The following is a 23,918-nucleotide window of genomic DNA, read 5'->3' as shown; positions in this document are numbered from 1 at the left end:
GAAATCAGTTTTCAATTATAGCACCTCTCTGAAAACATTTTTACTTTTTTAAGTATTTTTTGTATACAAGCGTCTATAATTTTCTAACAAACTTATGAAACACAAATTACTTCAAGGAAAGGTCGTTTACCTTTCTATTATTTCGATTCTAATGTTTTCTTTAAATAATGTTTACGGACAACAAGTAAAGTTACCAACCGATACAACATTTAGTGAAAACCTGACTATTGACCCGAATAAAGATATGTATCCGGGAGAGGAGTTTGATATCCATTTTCAAATGACAGGATTTCCTGCTGGCACAATTTATACCGCCTTAGCCCATAAAGACGATGATGAAATCAACATAGGAACAACAACTACCGGTAGTCCGATACATGCAAAAGTTCCTTTAGACGTTGTTCCAGGAAGATATGGTATTAAAGTAGTTGCGGCTTCTGGTCTTCCTGCAAGACCCAAAACCATTCTGATAAGAGACTCGACTACTTATGACCCATACAAATGGTCCAAAGTGTCAGGCAATGAACCCGGGAAACTTATATTTACAGGAACAGGGGAAAGATCAGCAACCTCCAAGCCTCTGGATTTTACACCTGGCGGATTTACCCAAATAAGTTTCAGCTGGCTTCAAACTGCTAATCCAAATTCAGATGTCTATATTGAATATTCCACAGACTATGGCAAAACATGGAATCAGGGCTTAAAACTTGCTACTACTATCAACTACGAGAAATTTCTTTTGTATAATTTTCCCTCTGGGGCAAATTCAGACCATACTATGATCCGTATTATTCAGCCAAATTATATAGAAGGTGCTGATGGCTGGAGAATCAATCTCATATTATTCGATATGCATGGCAATGTTATTATGCCTGACTATTATGAAAATATTCATTTTACTGTAATCGGTCCGAGTATTACTTTAACTCCCCTCACGTCGAGGAAGGTTTGTGCGGGTCAATCAACGAGTTATAGCTACACAACCAATGGAACATTTCCAGAGGGAACGGTTCTCACAGCACAAATATCCTCATCGAATGGTCTTTTTGATAACCCTACAGATATCGGAACTTTGAATGATACAAAGGGAGGAACAATTCATGTAAAATTCCCTGACAATATCAAAGCTGGCCCTCATTACAGAGTGAGAATTATGGCTATTGCCGGCGATAAGCATATTAGCACATCCAACCCATCTCCATATATTGAACTGGGTGAATATCTGAATTATTCAGTTTTAAAAGAAGGAAATATACTTACTGCCCCAGAGGGAACCTCTTATCAATGGTATAAAGATAACCAATTAATAAATGATGCCACCTCAAGGACCTATGAGGTAATGGAATCAGGAAACTATTCCTGTAAGGTTACAGGAACTGATGGCTGTGCTTATAATACATCCTCCATTGATTTATCAATCTTAGGAACCTTTAAAAAGCTGGCTCCTGAACATTTTACCCTCTACCCAAACCCTTCAAGTGATAAAATCACCCTTACATCATTAAAGGCATTTGAAGGTGAAATTGAGGTAAGTCTTTATAATTCTCTTGGAGAAAAAATTTATGGTCAAATAGTTAACCAGGTAACACCAACTTTAGAAATAAATCTTAATCAAATCAAAAGAGGACTTTACTATCTGACAATCACGCATCAAAATGAACGGGTCTACAAGCCAGTCATTAAGCTTTAATTAAATAAATACTTTTAAAATGTCACGGAAGGCCTTATTTATAGGGCCTTCTGTTTTTTAATAACAGATAAATAACAAATTAAAATCTTAGAATTACCAATTTAAAGCAGCGTTAGCCATTTCATAAGGCACTTCCTATTTCCCTGAAAACTGGCTAAATTGCCTCTTGATTTAAGGATTTAAAGGATGAAAGTATCGGATTACAGAAAAGAAAAAAAGAGAAAAAAAATCAAGCTTACTCTATTGGGCCGTGTACTTTTATTTACCCTTCTTTTCTGTATCGCATTGCTGATCTGGAATAAATTCAGATTCTTATTTAATAATCAGCCATTCCTGGACAATAGATTGTATCCACTTGAACTTGATTCAATTAATGCAACTAAGAAAAAACTTTATAAGAAAAGAGCTGATAAAGCTGAACTGGAAAAGAACTTTTTGAACCTGATTAATAAAAAGGTATTTCCTTATTGGTATGGAACCAAATGGGACTTCAACGGAACAACTGAAACACCTAATGATGGAAGCATAGCCTGCGGATACTTTGTAACCACAGTATTAAGGGATATGGGAGTCCCAATCAAAAGAAGCAGAATGGCTCAATGCCCATCAGAAGAGATGATCAGAAGTCTTGTATCAAAGAAAAATGTTCATCACTTATCCGGTATTGATATTAATACTTTCGAGACCAAACTGAAACAGTTTGGCAATGGGATATATGTAACCGGATTGGATAAACATACAGGATTTATTCTACTTTCGGATGAAGGAAATTATTTTATCCATAGCAGCGGCATGTATCCCTTTCAGGTTGTAAAGGAACCATTACTAGAATCAAATGTACTTATTAAATCAAACTATAGAGTTGTAGGTAAGATAAGCTCAGATGAAGGATTTCTGAGAAAATGGGTAAAACATGCCAGAAGTCAATGAATCAGTCTGTAAAGTTACCAATAACTTATTGGGCGCTTATCTTGTGACATATTTTTCAGATGCCTTAAATGTGCCAATATACCTCCCCAATAAGTAGTTTGATTAGGTCTTACTCCGTTTTCAAGCAACACTTCATATAAAATTTTATTGAGTCTTGGATAATAAAAATGATGAATATGAGGAAAAAGATGATGTGCAATATGATTATTAAAACCTCCGAATATAAAATTTGCTAAGTTACTATGTGGGTGCATATCATTAGAACATTTAACCTGATTCATCAACCAGGAAGTCTCTATAAACCCTTCATGATCCACTTTAGGATATTCTACTCCTTCTACATGATGAGTCATAAAAAATGTAAAGAGGAGAAACAATGATATGACAATGTGCATCATTACAAACCCTAACAAAATGATAAACCAAGGCTGTGATGAATATATTAAAGGTAGTATCAGAATATAGAATATGTAAAACGACTTCTGAATCCAGAAAGAAGCTATGTATTTTAATGAATGTGGTTTCTTTCTGTTCTTACCAGAAAAAAAGATATTAAAATCCTTAATACCAATCCAAAACAAAGAATAGGAAGTATATGCTAAAGGAGCATAAAGATGCTGATAACGATGATACCACATATACTTACTCGCTGGTATTACCCTTATCAGACTTGATATTTCCAGGTCAGTATCATACTTTTCTACATTAGGAGCATAGTGATGAGAATCTACATGCCTTTTCTTCCAGGATTCCGCATGTGCACCATTAAGTGCATATATCAGAATAAAGCAGATATCATTATAGCTTTTATTTTTAAATATTGTTCCATGTGAAAAATCGTGTGCAAAGTTAAATGCCAGCAATAAGGTCAGAAAGCCATATAAAATAAAACTGCCACAAAATGCTAAACTGCTATCTGAATTATATATACATGCGTATGTCAGCGACAGCATTAAACTATAAAAGATAAACTTAAACGTATTTGCAATAAGAAATTCTTTTGAATCAAAATGAATCCCTTCTTCAACTCTGCGATGAATAACCTTGAGCAAAGCTGTGTCTTCAGGAACCTGTTTATGTTTATTTCTCAAAACTTACTTTATTTAAATAAACATTTCTTCCCATCCCTTTTAAAAATCTGAAATGCGATTTCAAAGACTCAATATATGACATCTCCATATAAGTAATGTTATGTTTCTTACACAGTGATCGGAATATGGGTAATATGTCCAGGTAATGAATATGACAAATATTGGGCAATAGATGATGCAAAGCATGAGCATTAAACCCTCCCAATGTCCAGTTAAAAAATACGCTATCTGAATTATAATCCACTGAAGTATACATCTGTAAAGTAGGCCAGCTGATCGGAAGCTTGTCATCACTGTCGGGTTTGGGATGCTCTACATAATCAGACAAATGAGACACTCCAAGAACTCCGACAAATATTAATGAGATAATAAAATGATTCAGAAGGAAAGCAAGGAAAACGTGACTCCAGTCAAAATGAAGGATATAAATCGGAAGTAAAATCATATAGCCTACGTACATTAATTTAAATACTACAAGTTTTGCAATTTCCCGCCTCGGAATTTCGATACTAATAGTTCTGCTGGATATGTTAAATATCATCAGACATTCTCTGAATAAGAACCAATTGAGTGAATAAAACAAATACAAGATCGGAGAATAAAGATGCTGATATCTGTGAAACCATCTCAATGGCTGACTTTCAGAAGTTCTTACCAGAGGATTATTTAGAACATCAATATCACTTCCTTCTACATTGGTATATAAATGATGAGACTCATTGTGATTTTCCCCCCATACATAAGCATTATTTCCCTGAAGGTTAAAGCTTAACTGAAAAAGGAATTTATTCCAGAACTTGCTTTTAACAGCAACTCCATGAGCCGCATCATGAGAGATATTAAATGCAGTCAATAGTATTGCTAGTCCCATTAACATATAATAAATATAGAACTGAGGGAGACTATCGCTTGTGATCATAAGTACATAGAACAGAATATCAAGACTGAAATAAAAGATCATTTTCACCATCATGGTTTTATTTCCAGTCTTATTTATCTTATTTTCATCAAAATACTTATCCAGGCTTTGAATTAATTCTTTATAAAACTCAGTTCCGTTATCTTTCGAAAATTTTAGTTTTTTCATCAGTTGTAAAAATTTGTAATAAAAACTACCATAATTTAAAACTCAGAAAAAAAGTTAAGCAAACATCACACCATTCCCTTTTAGGAGTTTCCCCTTTACTTACAAAAGACTAGTAATCAGAAATTTATAAACAAAAAAAGACCGTTTAAATAATCAAACGGTCCTTTCTAAACTTAGCTAATTCGTCTTATTCCATTAATCTTCTCAATATCTTACCTACATTGCTCTTCGGCAGTTCGTTTCTGAATACTATATGCTTAGGCACTTTATAAGATGTCAGATATTTTCTGCAATGTTCTTTTACTTCTTCTTCGGTAAGTGACGGATCTTTCTTGACAATAAATGCTTTTACTGCTTCATTGGTTTTATCATCCGGAATACCTTTTACCCCAGCTTCCAATATTTTCGGGTGCATACATAAAACTTCTTCTACTTCATTCGGATATACATTGAAGCCGCTCACAAGCACCATTTCTTTCTTTCTGTCCACAATTCTGAAAAATCCATCTTTATCTATCGCAGCCATGTCACCAGACTTAAACCATTCTCCCACCATAACATTGGCTGTTTCTTCCGGTCTTTGCCAGTAACCAGCCATTACCTGCGGACCTTTGATCCAAAGTTCTCCAGGCTCATCTATACCAACTTCCTGACCATCATCGTTCATTACCTTCAGTTCTGTACTCGGAATTGGTAATCCAATGGAACCTAGTCTCATTCTTCCATCCACCGGATTTACGCAGGCTACAGGAGAAGTTTCAGTCAAGCCATATCCTTCAGCAAGTTTTGTCTTAGTTACCTCTTCCCATTTCTGAGCAACCGGCTTTTGAACTGCCATACCACCACCCACTGTCATTTTGAGGTGAGAGAAATCAATTGTCTTAAAAGCTTCCTGATTTAACAGACCGTTAAACAAAGTATTTACTCCTGTCATCAATGAAAACGGATACATTTTAAGTTCCTTGATGAAGGCCTTCATATCTTTCGGATTAGTGATCAGGATATTTTTGGCTCCATACTTCATCATCACCAAAAGGTTTGCAGTTAAAGCAAATATATGGTACAACGGAAGAGGAGTAATCACAATTTCTTCTCTTTCTTTCAATACAGGTTTGAACCACTCATAACTTTGAAGCATGTTTGCTACAATATTTCTATGGGTAAGCATAGCTCCTTTAGATACTCCTGTTGTTCCCCCTGTGTATTGTAAAAAGCATATATCAGAGCCTTTAAGTTCTGGCCTTGTCCAGGATGATGCTTTACCCATCTTTAAAGCATCATTAAATTTAACTGCTTCAGGAATATTATAAGAAGGAACCATTTTTTTCACATACTTCACCACAAAATTCACGATAGCCCCTTTCAAAGCCCCCTGCATATCTCCTATTTCCGTAATTACTATGTGTTTTATATCCGTATTTTTCCTGATCGCCTCCAGCTTATCGGCAAAATTTGCAAGGATTACAATTGCTTTGGCTCCTGAATCCTTGAACTGATGTTCCATTTCACGCTCCGTATACAGCGGATTTGTATTCACTATTATAAGACCAGCTTTGACCGCCCCGAAGATTACCACAGGATTCTGCAGTAAATTCGGCATCTGTATTGCAATTCTATCACCCTGTTTGAGCTTTGCATGGTTCTGAAGGTAGGCAGCAAACTGAGTTGAATATTCATCAAGTTGCTTAAATGTCATGGTTTTACCCATGTTTACAAACCCGACAAGATCTCCGTATTTCTTAATACAATCTTCAAAAAAATGTAATAGGGAAATATACGCATCAGGATTAATTTCCGGATTGACCTCCTTGGGGTATTGATTTAACCAGGGTTTACTTGCCATGATAATATCTGTTTTAGTAGTTAACGGTAAAAACGAGATCGGAATATAACAGGTTTATCCGGTTTGAAAAAATATTCCGTAACAATGATAAATTATAAAGTTTTCAACAATAAAAAAGTAAAACTTCTGATAACTAAAGAGTAGCATTTTCCGTATTAAATTTCATTTTTCTAAATGTCCTGCAGCAATGGATCTGGCCATTTTATTAAAAATTAAATGATGAAAAGGCAGCATAAGATACCAATATAATCTTCCTGGCAGACCTTTTGGTCTGAAGGTGGCGGTCTGCTCAAGGAAATTCTTATTATCATGATGGACGAACCTCCACTCAAGCCAAGCTTCTCCGGGCAGTTTCATTTCTGCAAATAAAAGTAATCGTCCTGCCTTTTTATCAGAAAGAATTACTCTCCAAAAGTCAAGAGCATCTCCATTGTGAAGATGATTAGGATCCCTTCTTCCCCTTCTTAACCCAACCCCTCCAACAAGTTTATCCATGAATCCTCTGATTTTCCAGAGCCTGTCGGAAGCATACCATCCATTCCCTCCTCCTATGGACCAGAGTTTATCTTTAGCATCTTCAATATCCGTTTTCAGTTCTGTTTCCTGTTTATCCCTTGAACATCCGAATACAGGTACCTGAATCAGATCCATCATCGAATATTGAGCAGCACTGCTGATAAATGAATCCTTCCAGCTTGAGACAACCATATTTTCCTCAATCTTTTTAAAGGCTTTCTGAACAGATTCTTTGTAAGTTACTGGCTTAATATTCAATATTTTTTCAAGCTCATTATCCTTTGCCACTACATCTATTTTCATGCTTTCCACAAGATTGACAGCCAGATTATAGGAAGTAGATGTAATGAAATAAAGCCAATAAGAAGACAACCGAGGAGTCATAAAAGGAACATCTATCATGTATCTTTTTAAATGTCTTACTTCCGCATATTGTAACATCAGCTGTTTATAGGTCAATACTTCCGGTCCGCTGATATCAAATGCTTTATTAAGACAGTGTTCATTCAGCATAACTCCTGTCAGAAATTTTATCACATCTCCGACTCCTATTGGTTGGATCTTACTATGTACCCACTTGGGAGTAATCATTACCGGAAGCTTTTCCACCAGGTCCCTGATAATTTCAAAAGAAGCACTTCCTGAACCGACAATAATCCCGGCACGCAGAACGGTTAAGGGCACAGAAGATTTTCCGAGTACGCCTTCCACCATCTTTCTTGATTTTAAATGAGGAGAAAGTACCTTTTCATTTACGATTCCGGTAAGAAAAATAATCTGTCGGGCAGAGCTGGCGTTGAGATAGCTTACAAAATTCTGAGCAGAGGAACGTTCTTTGTCTTCAAATTTCCCGATAGACCCGGCAAGAGAATGAATAAGGTAAAAGGCTACATCAAAATCAAGAGGAGCCTTATCAATATCAACAGGTTTTAAAAAATCCACTTCAAATACAGACACTTTACCCTTGTATTTATCATATGTGTCAAGCCTTCTTCGATCACGCACACAGCAGATCACTTCATGCCCCTGTTCCAGTAATACAGGCAAAAGGCGTTTTCCGATATATCCATTGGCTCCTGTTAATAATATTTTCATAATTCCGGCAGTTCTTTTAGAAAGAACAATGATGAATTTGATTAAGTTAAAATTCTTTCTTTCTATGAATATTTCAAAATTCAGATCTTAATTTTAAAACTGGAACTAAAATTTGAGGCTTATGATTCTACCCGGAAGAGTAGGAATTAATTCATTTATCAGAACTATAGCTGAAAGTATACAGTTTAAGTTTCTCCAATTACTTAGGGTAATTCATGAAATTTTTCTGTGAAAAAATAATTATATCCCTTAGATTTAAACTGCCTTGTACAGCTTACGAATGAAAAAAACATTATCAGTATTATTAACATTCTTTTACGTTACCCTCTTCGCTCAAACGGCTGAAGAATACGTTCAAAGAGGATTTGAAAAACACCATAAGGAAGATTATGCAGGGGCTATCAATGATTATACATTGGCAATCAAAGCTGATAAAAAATTAAAAACAGCTTATTTCAATCGTGGAGCTTGTGAACTGGCTTTAAATAATCTGGAAGCAGCTATGGAAGACTTCAACAAAGCTATTGAAATAGATCCGAAATATCCCGATCCTCATTATGGCAGAGCAACGGTATTTGCTACTTTGGAACGATACAGGGAAGCTCTGACACCTTTAGATAAAGTAATCGAGCTTAATGATAAATTCCCGAATGCATTGATCCTTCGTGGACAGTTGCGTGCTCAGACTGGCAATAAAAGAGGGGCTTGTGAAGATTTTACTAAGGCTGATAAACATGGAGAGCTGAAAGCCAGCATTTACCTTGATAAATATTGTACTACAACTCCCAGGCCTAAGGAATCCTTCATATTAAACTGGCCTGAAAACGAAAACTGGATCACAGGCAACAGTCAGGAAGATGATCAGGTAAAAATAACTGAACTCATTCATGCCAATGAATCTTTGGATAAGTGGACAGAGATGGGTTATATGAGTTCGATCAAAAGTGCAAGAGTATTGTCAGTAGAAAAAGCGATGAGCATCTTTTACGATCAGGCAAAAGCAGAAGCACCCAAAGCTAAATTGACTCTGCTAGAACAAAGCGATTCTACAGCCCAAAATTCTTGGATTATTTTTACTATTGAAACACCGGAATTTATTACTGACAATAATCCTGAATCCCAGCTGTGGTATGTAGTGCTGGGCAATCAGGCATTATATGCAAACTTTATAGCGGTAAAAGAAGCTGCCTTTCCCAAAGATAAAAGACAAAAATGGATAAACTTTTTTAAAACAGGAAAAGTGGTTACTAAGCCATAATTTAAAATTGGAATCCAATATAAAAAGATTTGCATTCCGCATTTTGCAAGCCATTTGTATTCTACTTTAATGCTGTAATTAAATCAAAATTTCCGTTATTATAATCTATTCTGAAAGTTAAATACTTAGGATCTATCTTTCCATTAAGAACTGAAAAACGATAGGTCTGCGATAAATTATAGCTTGCTCCGTTTGAAGTTAACAATACATCATCTGCAATTATATAATCAGTGGAGTTATAAAAGTCCACATGTATTTTAACATGATTGTCATTGATTCTCGTGATGATGACTTTATCATTTACATTTAAACCATATGTACCCAACTAGTTATCGTAACTCCCCAATGCATAAGTACCTGCGACCTTCCCTGCATAATTAACATCAATTTTTTCAACTGTACAAGCCTGAAAATGTAAGGACAAACAGTAATGTGACTGATAAAAGTATTCTCATTCTAAAAAAGTTTTAATTACTCAATATTAATCAATTTGATACTCAAGACAAAAATGTGTTTCATTGATATTCTTAAAATGATTGTATTCCATTATTTAACAAAAAAAAATATCTTTGGTCTATGATCAATTCCTATACAAAAACCAGCTTATTCTGTTTCTTTTTATGTTTAATGCTCCTAATATCATGCAAAGAACAAAAGAACCAGACACCAGAGGAAACCAAAAACATTTCAACATTAAACATGATCAATTCAGATAGCATTAAAAATTTCAAATGGTTTCAAGAGCCTAAATCCTGGAAGATAACTTCAGAAGGATTATTGATTGAACCTGATTCAGGTTCTGATTTCTGGCAAAGAACACATTATGGATTCAGAAACGATAATGCTCATTTTTTATATAAAGAAGTTGAAGGCGATTTTGAAATGACAACAACTGTATCTTTTTCTCCCAAACACAGATATGATCAGGCTGGTCTCTGTGCACGTCTTGATGAAGATAATTGGGTGAAGACATCAACTGAATATGAAACCAGCGAGTTTTCACACCTTGGTGCAGTAGTGACGAACCTTGGCTATTCAGACTGGTCTACCCAGGAAATTCCTGCAGATATCAGAAGGGTTGAATATAAAATTATCAGAAAAGGTCAAGACTTTGAGATTTATGCAAAGTATGGTAAGAAAGATTTTCAGCAGATAAGAATCGCTCATTTGCACAAGGAAGCTCCTAAAATCAATATAGGATTATATGCTTGTAGCCCTACAGATAAAGGTTTCTCTGCTTTGTTCGAAACGTTTGAAATTAAAAAGAAGGAAAAATAACCAAATGTTGTTACTAGGTTACTTCCTAGGAAGTTTCATTCTTGAAGAATAACTGATAGTAGTGCATCTGGCGCCCTTCGTCATATCCTCTTTCAATGAATTCTTTGTTGCCATGGATGTAGACATGGAAGTTCTTGTCCAGCTTTAAGATGCTTTTAAATATCTTCTTGTTGCTTTTAAATGCTCCGTTAGAGATACTGAACTCATCATAGGTATTGACCTGATTTTTCTCCTGGAACTGTTCTTTGTAGGTATTAAAGGCAGATACCATAGACTCTTCATTTCCCATCACCTCTTCCTGAAACTCATTAAGATTGAATACCTCCTTTTTGGCAAAATACTGAACTGATCTGTTCATCAGCTCAATCTGATCAGCTTTGCTTACCTCATATTCTTTGTCTAATACTTCATTACAAAACTCTTTGGTAAGCTTCATTAAATTCTGGGTATGAAAGTAATTATCTTCATGTTGTTTGATCTTCAGAAAATCATTTTTCCAGTATTGAGCTTCCTGACCTTTATTGGTATTGTCTACCACGCAGATTTTATATCCCTGTTCTTTATTGGTGTTAAAGATCAGACAGCCTTTATCAAGTTTGTTGATATTGACACCCTGTTCATGTTCTATCTCGAAATTATCAGTATCCTGAAATATGCGAAGGTAGGTATCCTTATTTTCAGATTTGAATAAACCTATTGCATCTATAACATCTCCATTCACTATACAGTCTGCAAAATATACAAGATAGAATTCACCTCCTTTTATGTTATGATGATTTGATTTATCATAAAGATGTTTTGAAATATTTATGGTCTGAAGATAAAAGCAATCAGGATCATCAAATATTTTAGAGGCGTAGTTATAAATTTCGTTAAGCGCTAGTTCTGTATCATGGAAAAAATTATAGAAAAGCTCGCCTTTAAAGGGTGATAAGAAATACTTCATGAGGAGGTCCTTTACTATAGATTCTTTAAAAACCAAAGGGCCTTTTGATAATTTCATTCCTTCTTCCTGAAGACTATTTCCGATATTATGGACAACAATATTATGTAACTTAACTTCTGTAAAATCAATCATTTGAACATCATTGGCCCCGCATTTAAAAATAAGCCAGTAACGAATTTAATGATTTCTTGTGAAAAGTTGAAAGTTAAAAGCTTAAAGTTAAAAGTTGAAAAAGTTGATTTCTGGGCTTATGTTATTATTCTTTATTTTAAGTTCGTCAGACTAAAATGGTTAAGTAATTTAATAATATAAAAGTCTAAGATTGAATACAGAAAATCCAAAGTATGTTATGAATCATTTTGCTTACTGTAAACCATTAACTTTAAACTTTTTACTTTCTACTTTTAACTTTTTCAGCATTCCGGAATATTAACCGAAACATTAACAGCCAGTCCTCCAAGCGAAGTCTCTTTAAATTTTTCATTCATATTTTCAGCAGTTTGCTTCATCGTACTTATGACATTCTCCAAACTAACCTTTGCGTGATCAGGATTTCCAGCAAGGGCCATCATACTGGCTGTAATGGCTTTAATAGCTCCCATAGAATTCCTTTCTATACAGGGGATCTGAACCAGCCCACCAACGGGATCACAGGTTAGCCCCAAGTGATGCTCTGCTGCAATTTCTGCTGCCATCAGAACCTGAGCAGGAGAACCACCCAGACGCTCTGTTAATGCTGCTGCTGCCATTGAAGAGGATACACCTATTTCAGCCTGACATCCGCCTGCCGCAGCACTTATGGTAGCCCCTGTTTTAAAATATTTTCCTATTTCTCCTGCTGTAAGAAGAAAACGACATATATCATCATTCTTTACTTCCTGACCCGAGAAGCATATATAATAAAACAGAACAGCTGGCACTACTCCTGCCGAACCATTAGTGGGGGCTGTTACGATACGTCCCATGGACGCATTGACTTCATTTATAGCAAGGGCAAGACAACTGATCCTGGTAATTACTTTTTTAAAATCACGCCCGACTTTCATTGCTTCAATCCATTCATCTGCATTGCTGTATTCGTGAACTCTAAGTAGTTGTTTGTTTAACGCTGCAGCACGTCTTTTCACTTCCAGACCTCCAGACAAAACGCCTTCCTGATGACATCCTACATAAGCCGCCTCTTTCATTACTTTCCATAACTTCATCAATTTGACCTTTATTTCAATTTCAGGCCTGAGCATCTTTTCATTTTCAAGCACAAGATCAGATATGGACATTTGATGCTTAAGAGCTGAAGTTAAAAGGTCTTTAGGATTAAGACATGGATATGGGAGTTCTTTATTATCTGCTATCGTTGTCTCATTTTCTCCTTCCTTCACTATAAAACCTCCACCTATTGAATAGAAAATATCTTCTGCGACAAGTGCTTCATTTAAAAATGCATTAAACTTCATTCCATTGGAATGAAATGGCAAAACAGTAGTCTTGAAAAAATGAATATCGCTAGACAAATCAAACCTAATTCTGAGAGAATCAGGAAAAATCATCTTATGCTCACGAACATTGTTAAAATAAGCTTCCAGGAGATCAACATCAACCTCTTCCGGATCAAGATCCATTAATCCGAATAAAATGGCTTTGTCTGTACAATGTCCTTTACCAGTAAGAGCCAGGGAGCCATATAACTCCACCTTGATTTCATTAAAAGGAATGCCTGAGAATATCAATTCATGGATCCATTTCCTGGCTGCAGTCCATGGCCCGAATGTATGAGAACTCGAAGGACCAATGCCAATCTTAAGCATGTCGAATACACTTAAATAACCCATACGACTAAATCTTTGATTATTAATCTTCAATAGGGAATTCCTTGCCACAGGCATCACACTTATATACCTTTTTGAGGAATATAGGATAAGTGACCGTTACTAGAGAAAGGATAAAAGAGAAAAGGTTTTTCAAACTTTTACTGGAACTTACAAAATGTACTTTATCAGAGCCACATGCGGGACAGACCAGACTTTGTTCGTAGTATTGCTCTGTAAGACCCAGAATTTCAAGAGCAAGAAACTTAAACTTTTCATTGATCTGTAATTTGATCCCCCCTGTTGCATTAGCATATAAAGGATTGATTGCCACAATATTTTCGTCTTTTAAAAAGCAGGGAATACCGGAATCTTCCAATTTTGCCTTAACAATATTGGCTTCTACAGGATTATCAAATGATTTAATGGTGATAAATTTCATGCTACCTTTATAACGAAAAAAAAAGAGTAATTAGATTCAATTTCCTGATAAATTACAGATTTAAAACAAGTTAATTTTACTAGGGACTATCCATTCAAAAAGAACATCAATGATAATCAACTTATTATAAATTTAACACAGTGATTTAGTAAATAACAGAATTTACAATGGTTAATGATTAATTTTAGTTTAATATTAAATTGCGATCAAAAATCAATAAATAATTTATGGCTTGCCCTTTTTGTGATAAAAGAGTTCAGGATGGTTTTCTTAGTTCAGAAAACTTCGTTGCAATATACAATATCGCGCCTGTCCTTCCCGGACACTCTCTTATAATTCCCAAAAAACATGTTGAAAGTCTGTTTGATTTCACTGATGCTGAAGTAGCCGAATTTATGGTCTTAGGTAGAAAAGTTGCTTTTTTACTAACCAAAGCCCTTAACACAGATGCCTTTGACTGGGCTATACAGGAAAAAGAAGCTGCAGGACAATCTGTGCCTCATGTACATATGCATGTAGTACCTAGAAAAGTCGGAGATTTACCAAACCCAGGCGACTGGTATCAGGAACTGGAAAAAAGTGAAGTACATATTGACAGTGCTAACCGCAAAAAACTCAATCCTGAAGAAATGAACAGCATTGTTACAATGCTCAGAAAAAAAGCAGCTGAGTTAAATTTGTAATAGCAATCAGGATTCTACTTAAACTTTAAATTAAGCCCTGCTGATAAACTTAAAATTTTTAATAAGCTTAGCTTTTCGGTTAAACAATAATATAAATAAGTATCAACTGTACCACATTCGATATAAGGCTCGACTCCTTTAAGCTTCCTGTCCTGAACAGCAAAATAAGATTTCACTCCGGTAAAGATTGTAAAGTGAAATGCATTGGTTTGATAATACCCTTTGGGATATTTATCCGGAAGCTTAAGGAAAGAGTTGTTACCTGTCTCCATATTAAATGTAGTTCCAATGTATAACTTGTCCTGACCAGCTCTTGATTTAAACAAATTTAATGTTCCTTTCAATGCTATGGTATGAATTGCTTTGGTTGAAAATATCTTAGGCACATATCCGTAAAATAGTCCTACCCGGACTTTATCTTTTATAAGACTATACCCAAGCCCACCGGAAAGAAAGCCCAAATTACCTGCATATTGCAATGTATATACTCTCGGAAATAATCTGTATTTTCTTACCAAGGTAGAATCAGCAGCAAACGCAGATCTGCTGTTTGCAAATATAAATACCAATAAAAATGCTTTCTTAAAAAATCCAATCATGGCAACTTTGATTCTTTGACTTGTATATTGTCGGAGAGAGTGATCTCAAAGAAGGCCTTCTTCAACATACTTGGCACTACTACATAATTTGTCTCATCACTATAAAAATGACCTTGATAAGATGTGTGAACGTGTCCGTGAACAGACATCTGCACCTTATATTTTTTCATTAAGTTTACATAAATCAATTCGTCCTCTTTGGAAAACTGGTCACCAAAAGGAGGAATATGAGTAATAACAACGAGGTCGCTGGATCCAGCAGATTTAAGTTCATTTTCCAGCCATAAAAAATCCGGTCTTTTATTGCTTTCCCAAAATATATCATCAAAAAAAACAATCTTTTTACCACCGGCTTCTATTGAATAATTAAAAGCCCCAAACATTTGTCGATATACCTCCCTTCCTCCTGCCAGGTAATCATGGTTGCCGATAACTGTAAAATAGGGCTTATTAAGCTCTTTCATTATTTCCGCAAAAAACTCATATTCTTTCAGTAACCCTTTATCAGCAATATCTCCACCCACTACCACAAAAGCTATATCTTTTCTGTTGTTTACATGATCTATAAATTTCTCAAGCTCTTTATAGTCATAATGTGTATCTGAGATCACTGCAAATATGATATCATCCTCCGTATCAGAAAGAATTTTATAAAGCCACTCTGAATTTTTAGAGATAATATGCTTAATGCCCCCTTTAACCTGAGTAACATATGGACTGTACTCAAATACCCCATTACAGGAAGACATTACAAACAAAAGCAGGATAACAATACCTGCATTTTTCAAATAGATTTTCATAAAATCACTTTTAAAAATTCATTTAGTTCAGAACTTTATGAACCAAAATATTTTTAAAGCTTACTTAAGAAGTTGTTTCTTTTTCAAAATCTCAACAAGCTTTAATTTTTCAAAATATGGGAGGAATTCATAGCTGAAATCATTTAAGCAATCAACTATGAATTATATTAAAGAATCACCTGCAACTATGGGATATATGCAATTCAAAACTATTACTTATCCGTTACGATTTTTTCCAGATTTGCAGGAGAATAAAATACTGATTTCAATGTTTTATTATCAGATTTGCGGTATACAAGATATTTCCCCGCACTCTCCGTATAATAAGCTTCAGTATTATCCAGGTTTTTATAATGAGCAATAGTTTTTTCTGCTTCCTCAACAGTGTGACACACCTTGCTCATATTAGAACGCTGTACTTCATTAAACAACTCGGGAAACTTCTTTCCCAGACCAAATTCCAGCACTGCTCCGGACAATACATACTGCAAGTCACATAAAGCATCTGCTATACCAACAATATCTTTATTTTCAATTGCCTCTTCCAGTTCTTTCAACTCTTCGGCGAGTAAAGCGACTCTTAACTTGCATCTTTTTTCACTTGGTATCACTGGTTCAGGCTCAATTGGATGTTTAAAGGTCTTATGAAATTCTGCTACGTGACCCAGTGAATTTATTGGTTCCATGATTTTATTTAAGGATTTGAATATTAATTAAATATGCCGCAAAAATCAGTAGAGGCAAATCTAAATTTAACCCTTTATTTTCACAGATCCTTTCTTTAGTAATAAAAGAAATTGTTTGTTTCTTTTTCCTGATGATTCTGAAGCACTTTAATATTTCAAGATCACCGTAAATCAATCAACTTTTATCCGGAGCAAATTCAAAATCATCTGTTCTTGGCATATGCTCAATCATATCAAGGATTTCCGGCGGAGGTACCGTCAGCTTCCTGGTTTTCAGATCCATCCAGGCTCCTTCTACAGTGATGACAGCTGATAATACTCCATCTGATCTGAATATCTGATGAACGATCTTCCATCTTGAAGCATCTTTACGCATAGAGGCTACTTTTATATCAACTGTAATAGAGTCGTTCATACCAACTTCTCTTAGAAATTTAGTATATTCACTAAAAAGTATTGGACCAATCATCAGTTTGGCAAGCTTTTCAACCGAAAAACCAAAGTCTTTAAAGAAACTTACCCTCACCTGAGCCGCATAATCATTGTAGGCTGAGTGTCTTAAATGCCTGTTTGCATCAATATCTGCCCAGATTATCTCATAAGTCTTAGAATACCCCATAAAATCTATATCGATTTTAAAAATTTCCTTAGGATTTAAACGAATCTGACTTTCAAATAGCCTCACCATAAAGAGCGAGGCTATTGAAAACAGAGCATTAACCTTACTAAAGTTTAATAAAATATCAATGACCATTATCCCATCTGCCGATACCTATTCAACATAAAATAATCAATCAGCACATCCCAATGGTCATTGATTTATAATCATTAATTGCCCGGAATGTTAATATAATTGCTCATTCCTTTTATTCCGGGATTGTCGATAAGATTGACAACTGACACTATTTCTATTCCTGTAATACTATCGTTTCTATGAGTGTCCAACAAATCCGTAAAAATTTCACTGAGATTATTTGTTACAGAAACAACCATCCGTTTTTCTTTTGTCTTGTCATCTGAAAACTCATCGTGTCCATCAACAGTCTTTGTCAGGTTGTATTCGATCAAAAAGTTGCTTATTCTCATACATTGTTTCCTTTTTCATTTTCTCCCTGACAATGATTTTCAAAAGGATTTCCGCCCCAGCAGTGGGAAAACTTTTGCATGTATTTCTCCCTTTCTTCCGGACTTAGTTTTGCCATTTTACGCTCAAATCTTTTTCTCCAGAAGAGATTATGCCGAGGTCCACCGCAACCTCTCCTTCCAAATCCCGAAAAGAGAATTTTAGAAAGAACAAATAAACCTAATGCCTGATATATATTGATGGAAGGGCCGTGGAATAATTCAGGTATCAGCCAGTTCCAAAGTTGCATTGTAATGAATCCGAACAGCGCTACAGCCAGGAATCCAAGAATGACAAACTTGATCGCTTTTTTAAAACAAAAACCCATAACTCCTTATTTTTTAATTTCTTTATAAAATTCCTGCAAACGCTTTCTTAAGTGAAGCACTGCATATCTTTTTCTACTGATCAATGTATTAACCGGCTCTCCTGTGAGCTCTGACATATCCTTAAAACTCTGGTCTTCAAACTCATGCATCATAAAGACTTCTTTCTGCTCTGCAGGCAGCTCGTCTAGAGCCTCTTGCACTGCTTCCCACAACAGGTTTTTGAAATATTCATCGTCCGGAGAGTTTCCCAGGTCTGGTAAAATGTCTTCAAGAAATAAACCTTCATTATCTTTCACAGTATCATTATAGTCTGTGAAGGTTTCCGGTTTCTTCTTTCTGTAAAGGTCAGTAATTTTGTTTCTTGCCACCCTGAATAGCCAGGAGGTAATCTGGTCAATGGTATCTATACTTCCTGAAGCCTGAGTAAGTTGAAAAAAGACATCCTGCAGAATATCCTCAGCATCCTCTTTCGCTTTCACCCTCTTCCTGATAAAATTAAACAGCTTACTTCTCTCCTCGCGGACAGTCTGCTCTATTTTATCCTTCTGAATCTGGGTCATATATATTGGTAAAGATTCCATTTAAGGGTGGTGACGGATAAGTTCAGAAAATATTTTAAAGAAATTTTATTTTTTTCATTTTCCTGAAAATTTCTGATCAAACTTATTTGTACAACATCATTAATTACTTAATTATCTGAACAATAATTTTCTTCTGCTAATTAAAAAATCTTTTTAAAAATTATAATTGACATATGTCAAATAAGACAATTGAAAAAAAATAAATCTCTTCTTTGTCTTATCAGTGAAATCTTCATATGTTTGTTATATAACATAAAAACTAGTGCTAACGCTTAAATCCCATATCACGGCAATTATTGCGGTCCCTTGCAGAGACCGGTCCGGGATATGTATTGGCTAAAAGAAACAGGTTTTATTCCATACAGATATTGAAAATCCCGGGCTTTGTCCGGGATTTTTTTTTGTATATACACAAAACCAAACTGGAACTAATTAAACTGAAAATTTGGTAGTTATTAAGCCTTCTAAAAAATAACAATATGTTAAAAGAAGAGAGAAAAACAACAGACTGGCTTCTTATAGGAGCTTTTGCCGCCGTTTATATAATATGGGGATCTACATACCTGGGCATACGCTATGCAATTGAAAGTTTTCCTCCTTTTTTCATGGCAGGTACCCGATTTCTTGCTGCAGGATTAATATTATATCTGACAGGAAGATTAAAGGGAGCGCCTGTTCCTGATATTAAAGAAATAAAAACATCCACTATTGCAGGATTTCTATTATTGGTATTAGGGAATGGAGGCCTGGTATGGGCTGAACTAAGAATACCATCTTCTGTAGCCGCGCTTTTGATTACCATAGAACCTGTGTGGATAGTCCTTTTATTATGGATGTTTAAAACAGAAAATAAACCTAACCTGCTAACTTGGGTCGGCATCCTGACCGGACTCGGCGGTATGGTATTTATGACCGGTACAGGAGCAGGTAAGGATCTTATTAAAGCTGATTCATTAAGTATTTTAGCAATATTAATTTCTACACTTGCATGGGCATTCGGTTCTATATACGGTACTAAAGCAAAATTTCCATCTTCTCCTTTAGTAGCAACAGGGTTACAGATGCTTTCCGGAGGAATAATATTGCTGATTATTTCATATTTCAGCGGAGAGTTTACTAATATCGATCTTCATTCCGTAAGCTCTAAATCTTTATGGGCGTTTGTTTATCTTATCATATTTGGATCATTAATAGGCTTTACTGCCTATGCCTATTTACTTAAAGTGGCACATCCTTCACAAGTATCAACTTATGCATACGTTAATCCTGTTATAGCGGTGATTTTAGGTGTTTTTGTCGGCAATGAAAAACTTACCACTCAGACTATGTTTGCCGGAGGTCTTATAATTATTGCAGTAATGGTTATCTGGCTTAGCGGAAGACCTAAAAAGATATTAAAACAGTAACACCTTTTAAAGGTCCTATTTTCGGGACCTTTTTTTATCCCTTAGAATCACAGCCTTATGTATAAATCTTCCATTAAAAGAATAAACCTTTGCGTTATACCGCACGATTTTAAATCTGCAACTGTTATAAAATAAAACCCCGAAGCTTATGAATATCCTGCATGATAGCATAGAGAGGAAATTCTATACTTTTATAGATGATAAAGAATATTTCCTTGAATACAATGTGGTGAATGATGACCTATGGGAATTCACGTGTAATTACATATCAAGGATCATTACGAACCTTAAAGAAATTAATGTGCGTGAATCTATTATTGAACATGCACTTAACTACATGAAAAATAACAACATAAAACTTTTTGAGAGCGGATCCTGCTTTGATGTAAGGGATTTTATTGACAGAAAAAAGGAAATTGATTATCTGTTAAACTATGTCATAAAATAGTCCGGGAGAATTAATAATACTCTGATTTCATTACCATAAATTGCAGAAACAAAGTTTTAAGCTTTGTTTTATTCTATATTATGGATATCAGAAAAGAATTATTAAAAGAACATTCCAAAGCTCAAATCAATAAAATTTGCAAGTACATAAGCAATGACCAGGAATGTTTTGATGAACTAATGACGATTTTCTTTACCGCAGAAACAAGATTAGTTCAAAGAGCATCTTGGGCTGTAAGCACCATTGCAGAAGAACATCCTTATCTGATAAAACCATATATAAAAAGGATGGTCAAAAATCTAAAGAAAAATGCGCATGATTCGGTAAAACGGAATAGTTTGCGCATTTTTCAATTTATGGAAATACCAGTTTCTCTTCAGGGTGAATTACTGGATATTTGTTTTGACTATTTAATTACTCCTAAAGTTCCAGTGGCGATAAAAGCTTTTGCGATGACAGTTGCTTATAATTTATCTGCTAAAGAAGAAGATTTGATGAAAGAATTAAAAATCATCTTACAAGACCAGTTACCTTTTTCTAGTCCGGCTTTTAAATCTAGAGCACATAAAATATTAAAATAAAAGATTTTACTAGCCTTTTTTTTATTTCTTTCGAGGGTTTCAAACAATATGAAATTTTAATATGTTAAGTATATAACAACGGGGTTGAAGCGGTGAGATAGGGAAAATAGAGGAAGGAATGGACCTCGTTCTTGGATTGATAAACAAAAGATAGTCCTGTAAGACTATCTTTTTTTGTGGTATTAATTAAAAATTAATAAGTTATATCAAACCTATTTTTTCTGTTTCCGTTTTCAGCTTTAAATCAGTTATAAAAAATTAATAGCCATGTTAGAATACAGTATTCACATATTAGAAAAAGTCAGTTTCGACAAAAGCCTTTTTGAAAAAGAACTTAATAAATCAATTAACCTCTTAAGTCCACAGGAAACTCTTCAACTTGAGAAATGGGTTGAATTTAATTATGGAGAAAAATTTCCTGAAATAATTAAGAATTTTAAGAACCTTAACTATCTCTCTTATAATTAAATTATATAAGAGTTTTTAAAAATAAAAAGCACAGAAAAACATTCTGTGCTTTTTATTTTTATAAGCTGAAACATTCTCTTAATACAAATCAATAATTAAATTGGAAGCTGATTAAATTGTAAATTAAAGAGCCCCCAGTTAATAATTATCCTGCCGGTTTTGATCTCCTGGTAACCAGAAAATTTAATTGAAGGATTAACCTACTGTTTCCTCTCCTTTTATGCTCATCAACTTATTAAATGAAGGTAACAGATTTGTTATTCTACAATCTCAATTTCTGTTCTTCTGTTCAGCTGTTTATTATCAGGAGAATCATTAGGTGCAACCGGCTTTGTTTCTCCATAACCTTTATAGGACAGTCTTTCTGCAGAAACACCTTTGTTAATCAAATAATCTTTAACAGCATGAGCTCGGTTTTCAGACAACTTAAGGTTATATTCATCATTACCATCACTGTCGGTATGACCAGATATAAGCATTTTAATAGAAGGGTTAGATGTCAGTATCTCGTGAACCCTTTCCAATTCAGACTCTGACTCTTGTCTCAGAGTAGCTTTATTGACATCAAAAAAGACATTTCGAAGTACAAATACAGTACCTTTCTTCAATCCCTCCATACATATTTCATCATCAATTTCTTTATAATGATCAAGGGATGGGATATCTATGTTCTTTGAATAAAACACATAGCCAGGAGCTTCAACTGTAATACCATAGTTTTTTCCAGCAGGCAGAATAACTATATATTTACCAGTACTGCTGTTGGATGAATATTTTCCAATTTCCTTTCCTGTTGCAATATCTGTCACTATAATACTTGCTGTAACAGGTTTCTTATTATCACATCCTTTAATTGTTCCTTTTAACATTACAAGGGAGGCTTCCGCTTTAGGTCTTTCAAGCACATATAAATCTTTTTCACCTACCCCTCCTGACCTTTCCGAAGAAAAATAAGCTCTCCTGTTATCAGCAGACCATGAAAAATAAACCTCATCATCAGCAGTATTAATGGGATAACCAAGGTTTACAGGTTTAGAGATGACCTGCCCTGTTTCGGTATTTATAGTGCAGGAGAAAATATCATATCCCCCCATACTGTTATGTCCTTTGGAACTGAAATAAAGAGTCTTCCCATCGGGGTGAATAAACGGAGAAAACTCATCTTTCGAAGTGTTAATTTCTGTACTCAGAATAGTAGCAGGACCAAATTCTCCATTTGGCTGGCGTTTGCTCATATATATATCAGTTCCACCAATTCCCCCTTTTTTATTACTGACAAAGAACAGGACGTTCTGATCTGCGGTAATGGTAGCACAAGGTTCCCAGGAACGAGTATTGATATTAGGCCCAAGGCTTTTAGGTATAGACCAGGTCTTACCGGATAAGGTACTTACAAATAAATCCCCGAAATACTCTCCTCCATCTTTATAAATAAAAATCTGCTGTCCGTCTGGTGAAATTCCAACACATGCATCGTGAGATGGAGTATTAATGCCATTGCCTAGCTTTTCGGGAGTTGACCATTTATCATCTTTTTTAGTAGATATATATATATCCTCAAAATACAAGTTATTAATTTTAAGCCCTCCGGTACTATTATCCCTCCTTGATGTAAAAATCAGCAAAGACTCATCTGCAGACAAAGCAGGCATATAGTCCGGAAATGCACTGTTAATGACATTCCCAAGATTTTTGATTTTAACCTCCACTGGAGTTTTCACCAATTCTATTCCATTTTTGCAATTTTGTATCAAATCATTTACTTCTTTAACTGTTTCCTTTTCAGAAGAGCGCAGTGTAGATCTATATAAAGTAAGGTGTTCTATTGCTTTATCAAACTTATGTGACAGATGATAAGCTTCTCCAAGATAAAGCTCTAACTCAGGCTCTTTGATTCCTCCTGCTTTAGCTTTCAATAAAAAAGGTAATGCTTTTAGCTTTTGATCAGATCTGAAAAAAGAAAGGCTGATTAAATAAGAAACATCTTGATCATTTCCATCAAGGCTATCTGATTTTAAAAAATACGTGAGGGCCGTTTCATAATCTTCTGCTTTGAAATACTCTAAGGCTTTGTCAGTATATTTTCTGGCAGCTTTTGAATTATTCTGTGAATATGCAGCTATTGCGGAAGTCATTGCAATCATAATGAGGGCCCCTCTCAAAAAAAAGGTCATATAGGATATTATTTAAAATTTAGTGTCTAAACGTACAAATTCCGGGTTTTTCCGGACAT

The 23,918-nt window shown here is 34.9% G+C and carries 25 protein-coding genes; 9 read left to right on the top strand and 16 right to left on the bottom strand.

Features of this window, described 5'->3' with window-relative positions; genetic code table 11:
• The first annotated feature begins 94 nt into the window (after nt 1–94).
• Nucleotides 95–1,690, top strand: a complete 1,596-nt coding sequence (locus MYP_RS14180; protein WP_045464521.1) for a T9SS type A sorting domain-containing protein — start codon at nt 95–97, stop codon at nt 1,688–1,690.
• Nucleotides 1,691–1,876: 186 nt separating this feature from the next.
• Nucleotides 1,877–2,620 carry a hypothetical protein gene (locus MYP_RS25135; protein ID WP_052430215.1) on the top strand — a complete coding sequence of 248 codons (744 nt, stop codon included), beginning with the start codon at nt 1,877–1,879 and terminating at the stop codon, nt 2,618–2,620.
• Nucleotides 2,621–2,634: 14 nt separating this feature from the next.
• On the opposite strand, the gene MYP_RS14170 is transcribed toward MYP_RS25135, so the two are convergent.
• From MYP_RS14170 to MYP_RS14155, 4 genes are all read right to left on the bottom strand, one after another.
• Entirely contained in the window at nt 2,635–3,711 is a 1,077-nt protein-coding gene (locus tag MYP_RS14170; protein WP_045464519.1) for a fatty acid desaturase family protein, read from the bottom strand.
• A complete protein-coding gene (locus MYP_RS14165; protein ID WP_045464518.1) occupies nt 3,701–4,798 on the bottom strand; it encodes a fatty acid desaturase family protein in 1,098 nt (365 codons plus the stop codon). Before MYP_RS14165 ends, MYP_RS14170 begins: the two co-directional genes overlap by 11 nt.
• A gap of 187 nt (nt 4,799–4,985) precedes the next feature.
• Nucleotides 4,986–6,641, bottom strand: a complete 1,656-nt coding sequence (locus MYP_RS14160) for an AMP-binding protein (RefSeq protein WP_045464517.1) — start codon at nt 6,639–6,641, stop codon at nt 4,986–4,988.
• A 162-nt stretch (nt 6,642–6,803) separates the two neighbouring features.
• Nucleotides 6,804–8,252 carry an SDR family oxidoreductase gene (locus tag MYP_RS14155; protein ID WP_045464516.1) on the bottom strand — a complete coding sequence of 483 codons (1,449 nt, stop codon included), beginning with the start codon at nt 8,250–8,252 and terminating at the stop codon, nt 6,804–6,806.
• A 280-nt stretch (nt 8,253–8,532) separates the two neighbouring features.
• Here MYP_RS14155 and MYP_RS14150 point away from each other — a divergent pair, with 280 nt between their 5' ends.
• Nucleotides 8,533–9,510, top strand: coding sequence for a tetratricopeptide repeat protein (locus MYP_RS14150; RefSeq protein ID WP_045464514.1), 978 nt, complete (start codon nt 8,533–8,535; stop codon nt 9,508–9,510).
• A gap of 61 nt (nt 9,511–9,571) precedes the next feature.
• Here MYP_RS14150 and MYP_RS14145 read toward each other — a convergent pair whose 3' ends face one another.
• On the bottom strand, nt 9,572–9,835 hold the full coding sequence (locus MYP_RS14145) for a hypothetical protein (protein WP_045464512.1): 264 nt from the start codon (nt 9,833–9,835) through the stop codon (nt 9,572–9,574).
• Between the two features lie 302 nt (nt 9,836–10,137).
• On the opposite strand from MYP_RS14145, the gene MYP_RS14140 reads away from it, so the two are divergent.
• Complete coding sequence (locus MYP_RS14140) at nt 10,138–10,788, top strand: DUF1349 domain-containing protein (RefSeq protein WP_052430214.1); 651 nt, start codon at nt 10,138–10,140, stop codon at nt 10,786–10,788.
• Nucleotides 10,789–10,813: 25 nt separating this feature from the next.
• Here the strand turns inward: MYP_RS14140 and MYP_RS14135 are convergent, their stop codons facing one another.
• The 3 genes from MYP_RS14135 to MYP_RS14125 form a co-directional block, all read right to left on the bottom strand.
• Nucleotides 10,814–11,866 (bottom strand): nucleoid-associated protein, encoded by a 1,053-nt coding sequence (locus MYP_RS14135; RefSeq protein ID WP_045464510.1) that lies wholly within the window; start codon nt 11,864–11,866, stop codon nt 10,814–10,816.
• Between the two features lie 281 nt (nt 11,867–12,147).
• On the bottom strand, nt 12,148–13,563 hold the full coding sequence (locus MYP_RS14130; RefSeq protein ID WP_045464509.1) for an L-serine ammonia-lyase: 1,416 nt from the start codon (nt 13,561–13,563) through the stop codon (nt 12,148–12,150).
• Between the two features lie 19 nt (nt 13,564–13,582).
• A complete protein-coding gene (locus MYP_RS14125) occupies nt 13,583–13,981 on the bottom strand; it encodes a putative signal transducing protein (protein ID WP_045464507.1) in 399 nt (132 codons plus the stop codon).
• Between the two features lie 227 nt (nt 13,982–14,208).
• Between MYP_RS14125 and MYP_RS14120 the strand changes: the two genes are divergently transcribed.
• Complete coding sequence (locus MYP_RS14120; protein WP_052430213.1) at nt 14,209–14,664, top strand: HIT family protein; 456 nt, start codon at nt 14,209–14,211, stop codon at nt 14,662–14,664.
• Nucleotides 14,665–14,678: 14 nt separating this feature from the next.
• Here the strand turns inward: MYP_RS14120 and MYP_RS14115 are convergent, their stop codons facing one another.
• From MYP_RS14115 to MYP_RS14085, 7 genes are all read right to left on the bottom strand, one after another.
• Nucleotides 14,679–15,263: a hypothetical protein gene (locus MYP_RS14115; RefSeq protein ID WP_045464505.1), complete on the bottom strand. Its 585-nt coding sequence runs from the start codon at nt 15,261–15,263 to the stop codon at nt 14,679–14,681.
• The gene (locus MYP_RS14110; protein WP_045464503.1) at nt 15,260–16,063 is read right to left on the bottom strand and encodes a metallophosphoesterase family protein; all 804 of its coding nucleotides are present in this window, start codon (nt 16,061–16,063) and stop codon (nt 15,260–15,262) included. The genes MYP_RS14115 and MYP_RS14110 overlap by 4 nt, the downstream gene beginning before the upstream one ends.
• 212 nt (nt 16,064–16,275) lie before the next feature.
• Nucleotides 16,276–16,749, bottom strand: a complete 474-nt coding sequence (locus MYP_RS14105) for a nucleoside triphosphate pyrophosphohydrolase family protein (protein WP_045464501.1) — start codon at nt 16,747–16,749, stop codon at nt 16,276–16,278.
• Between the two features lie 175 nt (nt 16,750–16,924).
• Nucleotides 16,925–17,503, bottom strand: a complete 579-nt coding sequence (locus MYP_RS14100) for an acyl-CoA thioesterase (RefSeq protein ID WP_052430212.1) — start codon at nt 17,501–17,503, stop codon at nt 16,925–16,927.
• A gap of 74 nt (nt 17,504–17,577) precedes the next feature.
• Entirely contained in the window at nt 17,578–17,835 is a 258-nt protein-coding gene (locus tag MYP_RS14095) for a hypothetical protein (RefSeq protein WP_045464499.1), read from the bottom strand.
• Nucleotides 17,832–18,200 (bottom strand): hypothetical protein, encoded by a 369-nt coding sequence (locus MYP_RS14090; RefSeq protein ID WP_045464497.1) that lies wholly within the window; start codon nt 18,198–18,200, stop codon nt 17,832–17,834. The genes MYP_RS14095 and MYP_RS14090 overlap by 4 nt, the downstream gene beginning before the upstream one ends.
• Nucleotides 18,201–18,206: 6 nt before the next feature.
• Nucleotides 18,207–18,761, bottom strand: a complete 555-nt coding sequence (locus MYP_RS14085; RefSeq protein WP_045464723.1) for an RNA polymerase sigma factor — start codon at nt 18,759–18,761, stop codon at nt 18,207–18,209.
• Nucleotides 18,762–19,261: 500 nt separating this feature from the next.
• Between MYP_RS14085 and MYP_RS14080 the strand changes: the two genes are divergently transcribed.
• The 4 genes from MYP_RS14080 to MYP_RS14065 all read left to right on the top strand — a co-directional run bounded on the left by MYP_RS14080 (nt 19,262) and on the right by MYP_RS14065 (nt 21,685).
• The gene (locus MYP_RS14080) at nt 19,262–20,188 is read left to right on the top strand and encodes an EamA family transporter (protein WP_045464495.1); all 927 of its coding nucleotides are present in this window, start codon (nt 19,262–19,264) and stop codon (nt 20,186–20,188) included.
• Nucleotides 20,189–20,336: 148 nt separating this feature from the next.
• Nucleotides 20,337–20,636 carry a hypothetical protein gene (locus MYP_RS14075; protein WP_045464493.1) on the top strand — a complete coding sequence of 100 codons (300 nt, stop codon included), beginning with the start codon at nt 20,337–20,339 and terminating at the stop codon, nt 20,634–20,636.
• Nucleotides 20,637–20,716: 80 nt separating this feature from the next.
• Complete coding sequence (locus MYP_RS14070; RefSeq protein ID WP_045464490.1) at nt 20,717–21,217, top strand: hypothetical protein; 501 nt, start codon at nt 20,717–20,719, stop codon at nt 21,215–21,217.
• Nucleotides 21,218–21,484: 267 nt separating this feature from the next.
• The gene (locus MYP_RS14065) at nt 21,485–21,685 is read left to right on the top strand and encodes a hypothetical protein (protein WP_045464488.1); all 201 of its coding nucleotides are present in this window, start codon (nt 21,485–21,487) and stop codon (nt 21,683–21,685) included.
• Between the two features lie 257 nt (nt 21,686–21,942).
• Here MYP_RS14065 and MYP_RS14060 read toward each other — a convergent pair whose 3' ends face one another.
• Nucleotides 21,943–23,859 carry an OmpA family protein gene (locus tag MYP_RS14060; protein WP_045464486.1) on the bottom strand — a complete coding sequence of 639 codons (1,917 nt, stop codon included), beginning with the start codon at nt 23,857–23,859 and terminating at the stop codon, nt 21,943–21,945.
• Nucleotides 23,860–23,918: the final 59 nt, after the last annotated feature.

Origin of the sequence: Sporocytophaga myxococcoides, from assembly GCF_000775915.1 — a bacterium.
GTDB classification, from domain to species: Bacteria; Bacteroidota; Bacteroidia; order Cytophagales; family Cytophagaceae; genus Sporocytophaga; species Sporocytophaga myxococcoides_A.
This window is presented reverse-complemented; position numbering and strand designations above follow the sequence as displayed.